Annotated in this window: 7 protein-coding genes; 1 reads left to right on the top strand and 6 read right to left on the bottom strand. The window is 67.4% G+C overall.

The features are described from left to right. Positions 1–914 (bottom strand): 2-hydroxyacid dehydrogenase (locus tag VPA02S_RS30905; protein WP_062367324.1); only part of this gene is annotated, 914 nt, incomplete at its 3' end. A gap of 120 nt (positions 915–1,034) precedes the next feature. Between VPA02S_RS30905 and VPA02S_RS30900 the strand changes: the two genes are divergently transcribed. Continuing rightward, positions 1,035–1,349: an EthD family reductase gene (locus VPA02S_RS30900; protein WP_018907056.1), complete on the top strand. Its 315-nt coding sequence runs from the start codon at positions 1,035–1,037 to the stop codon at positions 1,347–1,349. Here the strand turns inward: VPA02S_RS30900 and VPA02S_RS30895 are convergent. The 5 genes from VPA02S_RS30895 to VPA02S_RS30875 all read right to left on the bottom strand — a co-directional run bounded on the left by VPA02S_RS30895 (position 1,346) and on the right by VPA02S_RS30875 (position 8,453). Beyond that, positions 1,346–3,349: an acetyl-CoA carboxylase biotin carboxylase subunit gene (locus tag VPA02S_RS30895; RefSeq protein ID WP_062367322.1), complete on the bottom strand. Its 2,004-nt coding sequence runs from the start codon at positions 3,347–3,349 to the stop codon at positions 1,346–1,348. The two genes, VPA02S_RS30900 and VPA02S_RS30895, sit on opposite strands and share 4 nt — an antisense overlap. Further along, positions 3,342–4,013, bottom strand: a complete 672-nt coding sequence (locus VPA02S_RS30890) for a DUF4126 domain-containing protein (RefSeq protein WP_015867481.1) — start codon at positions 4,011–4,013, stop codon at positions 3,342–3,344. Before VPA02S_RS30890 ends, VPA02S_RS30895 begins: the two co-directional genes overlap by 8 nt. Positions 4,014–4,023: 10 nt before the next feature. Further along, positions 4,024–4,812 (bottom strand): enoyl-CoA hydratase/isomerase family protein, encoded by a 789-nt coding sequence (locus VPA02S_RS30885; RefSeq protein WP_062367321.1) that lies wholly within the window; start codon positions 4,810–4,812, stop codon positions 4,024–4,026. A 345-nt stretch (positions 4,813–5,157) separates the two neighbouring features. After that, positions 5,158–6,786, bottom strand: coding sequence for a carboxyl transferase domain-containing protein (locus tag VPA02S_RS30880; RefSeq protein WP_062367319.1), 1,629 nt, complete (start codon positions 6,784–6,786; stop codon positions 5,158–5,160). Continuing rightward, the gene (locus tag VPA02S_RS30875; protein WP_062367317.1) at positions 6,783–8,453 is read right to left on the bottom strand and encodes an AMP-binding protein; all 1,671 of its coding nucleotides are present in this window, start codon (positions 8,451–8,453) and stop codon (positions 6,783–6,785) included. Before VPA02S_RS30875 ends, VPA02S_RS30880 begins: the two co-directional genes overlap by 4 nt. Between the last annotated feature and the right edge of the window lie 90 nt (positions 8,454–8,543).

The raw sequence follows: 8,543 nt of genomic DNA, 5'->3' as shown, positions 1-8,543 counted from the left end.
CCCCGGACCGGATCGACCACGCCGCTGACCGGCAGGCCCTGTTCCATCGCGCGGATCTTTCCGGCGATCTGCGCGATGGACTCCTCGCGCAGCGTGCGCGCCGAGCCGTGCGGCGTGACGGTGATCTTCGGGTGGCGCCAGAAGGCGTGGTCGGCGGGCAGCGGCTCGACCTGGAACACGTCGAGCGTGGCGCCGGCCAGCTGGCCTGCATCGAGCATCGGGATCAGGTCGCCTTCCACCAGGTGCGCGCCGCGCGCGATGTTGATGAGATAGCCGCCCGGCCGCAGCTTGCCGAGCGTCTCGCGGTTGAGGATGCCGCGCGTGGCCTCGGTCAGCGGCAGCAGGTTGACCAGCACGCGCGTGGACGACAGGAACTCGCCCAACTGCCCCTCGCCGCTGAACACCTGCACGCCCTCGATGGCTTTGGGCGAACGGCTCCAGCCCAGCACCGGAAACTCGAACTGCGCCACGGCCCTGGCCACGCGCTCGCCGAGCACGCCCAGGCCCATGATGCCGACCGGAAAGTCGCGCCGCAGCCGCGGCTTGCGGTAGCTCCAGCGGCCTTCGCGCGCATCGGCCTCGTAGACATCGAACTCGCGGAAGTGCCGGATCAGCGTGTGGCACACGTACTCGGCCATCTGCACCGACATGCCGGCGTCGTCGAGCCGCACGATGCGCGTCTGCGGCGGGACTTTCAGCTTGAGCAGCGCATCGACACCCGCGCCGATGTTGAACAGGCCGCGCAGCCCGGGCTGCTCGTCGAGCAGCTGCTGGGGCGGCGCCCACACCACCGCGTGGTCGGCCTGGGCGGCACCCGGCTTCCAGGTCTCGATCTGCGCATCGGGCAGCTCGGCCCGGAGGCCTTCGATCCAGGGTTCGGGGCGGTTGTCGGTCAGGGAAACGATGATTTTCATGAGCCGGATCTTAGGGGCCCGGGCCCATGAACCGAACCGGCGGCTTGTGGCGCCCGGGGCCTTCTTCTATGCTCGTGCGCGACCATCCAGAACATCGACACCACACCCGGAGACCGAAGCATGATCAAAGTCAGCGTGATGTACCCCTACACCGAAGGCGCGCGGTTCGACCACGCCTACTACCGCGACAAGCACATGCCGCTCCTGAAGGCACGCATGGGCGATGCCTGCAGGTCGTACACCATCGACAAGGGACTGGCGGGCGGCGCGCCCGGCATGCCGCCGACCTACGTCGGCATGTGCCACGTGTTCTGCGACTCGGCCGACGCCTTCCAGGCGGCGTTCGGCCCGCATGCCAAGGAGATCCTGGGCGACATCAAGAACTACACCGACATCGCGCCGGTGATGCAGATCAGCGAAGTGGTGGTGGGTTAAACCGCCGCCGCAGCCATCCGCAACAGCTCGTCGCCCTCGGCCACCTGCTCGCCGGGCGAGAACATCAGTTCTTCCACCGTGCCGTCGGCCGGCGCCGCGATGGTGTGCTCCATCTTCATGGCCTCCATCACCGCGAGCGGCTGGCCGCGGCTGACCTTGTCGCCGGCCTTGACCGCGAAGGACACGACCTTGCCGGGCATCGGCGCGGTGAGGCGGCCGGCTTCTGCATGGGTGTCGCCGGCATGGGCCAGGCGGTCGATGGCGGTGATCTTCGTGGCGCCCTTCGACGCGAACACATGGGCCGTGGCGCCGTCCAGGTGCACGTCCACGGTCTGCCGCATACCGGCAAACTCGACCTCGAACTCGCCCGTCGGGAACTGGCCCACGACCAGCGGGCCTTCAACGCCGCCGGCTTCGAGCCACAGGCTGCCGTCGCGCCTGTAGCTCAGCACGGCCGTCTGCTCGGCACCACGGAATTCGAAGTCGAAGTGGCGCCGGTACTCGCCATGCGAGCGCCAGCCGTCGCGCCGCTCGAAAGGATAGTGCGCGCCCACCGGCCGCTCGGTGACCAGCGTGCGCGTGATGGCGGCGGCCGCGGCCAGCGGCAGGCCCAGCGCCTCGCGGTCGAACAGCACGGCGCGCTCGCGCTCGATCAGCGCGGTGTCGAGGTTGGCCTTGGCGAACGACTCGGTCGCGAGAATGCCGCGCAGGAACTGAACATTGGTCGACACACCGACGATCTGCACCTGCGCCAGCGCCGCATCGAGCCGCGCCAGCGCTTCGTCGCGCGTGCTGCCGTGCACGATCAGCTTGGCGATCATCGAGTCGTAGAACGGAGAGATCTCGCCGGCCTCGCGCACGCCGTCGTCGATGCGCACGCGGCTGCGCTGGAAGGCCGTCGCCTGCGGCTTGCGGTAGACGCGCAAGCTGCCTGTCGCAGGCAGGAAGTTGTTGTCGGGGTTCTCGGCGCAGATGCGCGCCTCGATCGCGTGGCCGTGGATCTGCAGCTCCTGCTGCTTTGCGGGCAGCGCCTCGCCCGAGGCCACGCGCAGTTGCCATTCGACGAGGTCGAGGCCGGTGATGGCTTCGGTCACCGGATGCTCCACCTGCAGGCGGGTATTCATCTCCATGAAGAAGAAATTCATCTCGCCGCCTTCGCGCTGCTCGACGATGAATTCCACCGTGCCGGCGCCGACGTAGTTCACCGCACGCGCTGCCGCCACGGCCGCCTCGCCCATCTGCTTGCGCATCGCCTCGGTCATGCCGGGCGCGGGCGCCTCTTCCAGCACCTTCTGGTGCCGCCGCTGCACCGAGCAGTCGCGCTCGAACAGGTAGACATAGTTGCCGTGCGTGTCGCCGAACACCTGGATCTCGATGTGGCGCGGGCGCTGCACGTACTTCTCGATCAGCACCGCGTCGTCGCCAAAGCTGTTGATCGCCTCGCGCTGGCACGAGGCGAGCGCCGCCGCAAAGTCTTCGGCCCGGTCGACCGCGCGCATGCCCTTGCCGCCGCCGCCCGCGCTGGCCTTGATGAGCACGGGGTAGCCGATGCGGTCGGCCTCGCGTTGCAGCAGCTGCGGGTCCTGGTCGTGGCCGTGGTAGCCGGGCACCAGCGGCACGCCGGCTTTTTCCATCAGCTGCTTCGACTCGGCCTTCAGGCCCATCGCCTTGATGGCCGAAGGCGGCGGGCCGATGAAGACCAGGCCCGCATCGGCGCAGGCCTGTGCGAACTCCTCGTTCTCGCTCAGGAAGCCGTAGCCGGGATGCACGGCTTCGGCGCCCGTGGCCTTGGCGGCTTCGAGGATCTTTTCCCAGCGCAGGTAGCTGTCTTTCGGTGCGCTGCCGCCAAGGTGCACCGACTCGTCGCAGGCGCGCACGTGGTTGGCATGCGCGTCGGCATCGGAGTACACGGCCACGGTGCGAATCGCCATGCGGCGGGCAGTGGCCGCGACACGGCAGGCAATCTCGCCTCGGTTGGCAATGAGGATCTTCTTAAACATTCGGAGTGTCTCCCGGAGGATTCTTTTTCAGTTGGAATGCAGGCGTGACGCCCGGATCGGGCCGCCCGCTGAAGATGCGGGCCACGCGAGTGAACAGCGCCTTGAGAAAGCGCCAGCTCTTGCGGATGAGCCAGACGCTGAGCACCAGCACCAGGACGAACAGCACCAGGAAGACCAGCGGATGCGCCACCGCGAGCCACAGCCCGGTTGGCACCATCGTGTCCTCGACCAGCGACGCGCCCACGTTCGAGAACGGCTCGGGCGATGTGTTGATGGCTGCGCGCGTCGTGGCCTTGGCCGCATGCGCGGTGGCCGCGAAGCCGCCGCCCACGAGCGCGGCCACGATGGCCATCGCGCCATGGTCGGCACCAAACACGCTGGCCGCGAGCGCCGCGCCGGCGGGAATGCGGATGGCCGTGTGCACCACGTCCCACAGCGAATCGAGGCCCGGGATCTTGTCGGCGAAGAACTCGATGAACACCATGAAGCCGCTGGCCGCGATGACCACCGGATGCGCCAGCAGCTGCAGCCCGCTGGGCAGCGGCACCCAGCCGAAGTAGCCGGCCAGCCCGGTCAGCAGCACGACCAGGTACAGCCGCACGCCGCTGGCCCAGCCGATGGCCGCGGCCAGTGCGAGCAGCTGGGGCATGTCGAGCGCATTCATTGCCTGGCGCTCAGTGGCCCAGCCATGACGGCTTGCGCTTCTGCAGGAAGGCCTGCACGCCCTCGCGGCCTTCGTCGCTTGCGCGGATGTCGGCAATGCCTTCGACGGTCTTGGCGATCAGCGCGTCGTCGATCTCGCGGCCGTCCACGTCGGCGATCAATTGTTTGCAGGCCCGCACGGCGGCGGGGCTGGCACTGGTGAGCGCCTTCAGGAGCTCGTCGACCTTGGCATCGAGCGCATCGGCCGCGACCACTTCATGCACGAAGCCGATGCGGTGCGCCTCGGCCGCGGTGAAGCGTTCGGCCGTGAGAAAGTAGCGCTGCGATGCGCGCGTGCCCATGGCGCGCAGCACGTACGGGCTGATGGTCGCAGGCACGAGGCCGATCTTGACTTCGCTCAGGCAATACCACGCGGTGTCCACGCTCACGGCCATGTCGCAGGCCGCGACCAGGCCCATGCCGCCCGCGTACACATCGCCCTGCACGCGCGCGATGGTGGGCTTGGGGCATTCGGCAATGGTGCGCAGCATGGCGGCCAGCTTGCCCGCGTCGGCGATGTTCTCGTCGCGCGTGTAGTCGGCCATGCGGCGCATCCAGTTGAGATTCGCGCCCGCGCAGAAGGCGGGGCCGTTGGCACCGAGCACGATGGCTTTGACCTGCGGCGCAGCGCCGGCGTCGGTGAAGGCCTGCGTGAGTTCGGCGATGACCACGTCGTCGAAGGCATTGCGCGCGTCGGGCTGGTCGAGCCAGATGCGTGCGATGGTGTCGTGGGTTTCGAGTTTCAGTTTGGTGAAGGTCATGTCAGTGATCCTTGGGGCGGTGCGCGTTTGTTCGGGGCCTTTGTTCAGGGCGTGTGCACAGGCCACCGGGTACTCCCCTCCGCGAATGTCCCCCGCCTTCGGCTCCTCCTTTATTTCGCTGCGGGGAGCACCCGATGCCCTGTGCACCAGGGCACGCTGCTGGTGTACCGCCGATCAACGACTGCTCTGTACAACGCTCCCGCTGATGGGGTGCCTTGCGCAGCGAAATCAAGGAGGAGGCCGCAGGCCGGGGGACATTCGCGGAGCAAGGTACCCCGTCGGCGGGAGCGCACCCCGGAACGCGATGCCTGTATCGACCCCAAGCGCAAGAAGGCTGTGCCACGGCTACATCCGGAAGATGCCGAATTTCGGCTCGGGAATCGGCGCATTGCGCGACGCAGCCAAACCGAGTGCAAGCACCCGCCGCGTGTCGGCCGGATCGATGATCCCGTCGTCCCACAGCCGCGCCGTTGCGTAGTAGGGGTGGCCCTGGTCTTCGTACTGCTGGCGGATCGGCGCCTTGAAGGCTTCTTCCTCTTCCTTGCTCCAGCTGCCGCCCTTCAATTCGATGCCGTCGCGCTTCACCGTGGCCAGCACGCTCGCGGCCTGCTCGCCGCCCATCACGCTGATGCGCGCGTTGGGCCACATCCAGAGGAAGCGCGGGCTGTAGGCGCGGCCGCACATCCCGTAGTTGCCGGCGCCGAAGCTGCCGCCGATGATGATGGTGAACTTGGGCACGTTGGCCGTGGCCACGGCCGTCACCATCTTGGCGCCGTGGCGCGCGATGCCCTCGTTCTCGTACTTGCGGCCCACCATGAAGCCCGTGATGTTCTGCAGGAACACCAGTGGCGTCTTGCGATGGCAGCACAGCTCGATGAAGTGCGCGCCCTTCTGCGCCGATTCGGAAAACAGGATGCCGTTGTTGGCGATGATGCCCACCGGCATGCCCTCGATCTCGGCAAAGCCGCAGACCAGCGTGGCACCGAAGCGCGCCTTGAACTCGTGGAACTCGCTGCCGTCGACGATGCGCGCGATGATCTCGCGCACATCGAAGGGCTTGCGCGTGTCGGTCGGGATCACGCCGTAGAGCTCTTCGCGCGGGAACTCGGGTGGGCGCACCTCGGCCTTTGCGGTGTCCTGGGCCGAGGCCGCGTTCGCATTGAGATTGGCCACGGCCGAACGTGCGAGCGCCAGCGCATGCAGGTCGTTCTGCGCCAGGTGGTCGACCACGCCCGACAAGCGCGTGTGCACGTCGCCGCCGCCCAGGTCCTCGGCCGTGACGATCTCGCCGGTCGCGGCCTTCACGAGCGGCGGGCCGCCCAGGAAGATGGTGCCCTGGTTCTTCACGATGATCGACTCGTCGCTCATCGCCGGCACATACGCGCCGCCCGCCGTGCACGAGCCCATGACCACCGCGATCTGCGCGATGCCCTGGGCGCTCATGTTGGCCTGGTTGTAGAAGATGCGGCCGAAGTGGTCGCGGTCGGGAAACACCTCGTCCTGGTTCGGCAGGTTGGCGCCGCCCGAGTCGACCAGGTAGATGCAGGGCAGGCGGTTCTGCTCGGCGATCTCCTGCGCGCGCAGGTGCTTCTTGACCGTCATCGGGTAATAGGTGCCGCCCTTCACCGTCGCATCGTTGCAGACGATCATGCAGTCGACGCCGTTCACGCGGCCGATGCCCGCGATGAGGCCCGCGCCGGGTGCCGACTCCGCACCCTTGGCATCGAGGTACATCGCATGCGCGGCCAGCGGCGCAATCTCGAGAAAGGGCGTGCCGGGGTCGAGCAGCTCGGCCACGCGGTCGCGCGGCAGCAGCTTGCCGCGGGCCGTGTGCTTGGCGCGCGCGGCCTCGCCGCCGCCCTGCTCCACTTTCGCGAACTGCTTGTGCAGGTCGTCGACCAGCGCGCGCATGGCTGCTGCATTGGCCTGGAAGTCGGCCGAGCGGGCGTTGAGTTTGGTTTCGATCTTGCTCATGCTGTCTTTTCTTGTTCGAGGCCCAGTTGCTCGGCCATCGCTTCGCGGATCTTGAATTTCTGGATCTTGCCGGTCACCGTCATCGGAAACTCGGTGACGAAGCGGATGTACTTCGGCACCTTGTAGTGCGCGATCTGGCCCTTGCAGAAGTCGCGGATCTCGTCTTCGGTCGCGGCCTGGCCGGGCTTGGCGATGATCCAGGCGCACAGCTCCTCGCCGTACTTCCGGTCGGGCAGGCCGACCACCTGCACGTCCTGCACCTTCGGGTGGCGGTACAGGAATTCCTCGATCTCGCGCGGGTAGATGTTCTCGCCGCCGCGGATCACGAGGTCCTTGATGCGGCCGACGATATTCACGTAGCCCTCGGCGTCCATGGTGGCCAGGTCGCCGGTGTGCATCCAGTGCTCGGTATCGATGGCTTCGCGGGTCTTGGGCTCGTCTTCCCAGTAGCCGTGCATCACCGAGTAGCCGCGCGTGCAGAACTCGCCGGAGCTGCCGCGCGGCACGATGGCCCCGGTCTCGGGGTCGATGATCTTGATCTCCAGGTGCGGCTGCACCGTGCCCACGGTGGACACGCGCTTGTCCAGCGGCGTATCGGTGCTGCTCTGGCAGCTCACGGGGCTGGTCTCGGTCATGCCGTAGGCGATGGTGATTTCGCCCAGGTGCATCTCGTTCACCACGCGCTTCATCACCTCGGTCGGGCACGGCGAGCCGGCCATGATGCCGGTGCGCAGCGTGGACAGGTCGAACTCCTTGAAGCGCGGATGGTCGAGCTCGGCAATGAACATGGTGGGCACGCCGTGCAGGCCGGTGCATTTTTCGGCCTGCACGGTCTCGAGCACCGTGAGCGGATCGAAGCCGTCGTTCGGATACACGATGGCCGAGCCATGCGTGAGGCAGGCCAGGTTGCCGAGCACCATGCCGAAGCAGTGGTAGAGCGGCACCGGAATGCACAGCCTGTCGGCCGGCGTGAGCTTCATGCATTCGCCGATGAAGAAGCCGTTGTTGAGGATGTTGCGGTGCGTGAGCGTCGCGCCCTTGGGAAAGCCCGTGGTGCCGCTCGTGAACTGGATGTTGATCGGGTCGGTGGCCTTGAGCGTCTTTTGCGTGGCGGCCACGCGCGGGTCGGCCGCATCGCCGCTTGCGAGCAGCTCGCTGAAGCGCTGCATGCCGGGCTCCTGCACATCGGCCGCGGCCTTGCCGTCGATCCAGAAGGTGTGGCGCAGCTGCGGCAGGCGCTGGGGGCCGAGCTCGCGCAGCATGCCCAGGTAGTCGCTGGTCTTGAACTGCGCCATCGTCACCAGCGCCTTGCAGCCGACCTTGTTGAGCGCGTATTCGAGCTCGGAGGTGCGGTAGGCCGGGTTGATGTTGACGAGGATCAGCCCGGCCTTGGCGGTCGCGATCTGCATCAGCACCCAGGGCGCGTTGTTGTGCGACCAGATGCCCACGCGGTCGCCGGGTGCGAGCCCCAGCTTCAGCAATGCGCTGGCCAGCTTGTTGGACTCGGCCTGCAGCTCGCGGTAGGTGAAGCGCTTGCCTTCGTGGCGGCTGACGAGCGCCTCGCGGTCGGGCTGCTTCGCGGCCATGCCGTCGAAGAAGTCGCCGATGGTTTGTTCGATGAGGGGGACGTTGGTGGCGCCTTGCGCCAGGCTCTGCGTCAGTGGCATCGTCTTGTCTCCTTGTCTTGCTCCCTCTCCCCCTGGGAGAGGGTTGGGGTGAGGGCGCTCGGCCCTCGATGAGGCATGGCGCTCGACTCG

It is taken from the genome of Variovorax paradoxus NBRC 15149, from assembly GCF_001591365.1.
Taxonomy (GTDB): domain Bacteria; phylum Pseudomonadota; class Gammaproteobacteria; order Burkholderiales; family Burkholderiaceae_C; genus Variovorax; species Variovorax paradoxus.
The sequence above is the reverse complement of the archived record's forward strand: the minus strand, read 5'-3'. Positions and strand labels throughout refer to the sequence as shown.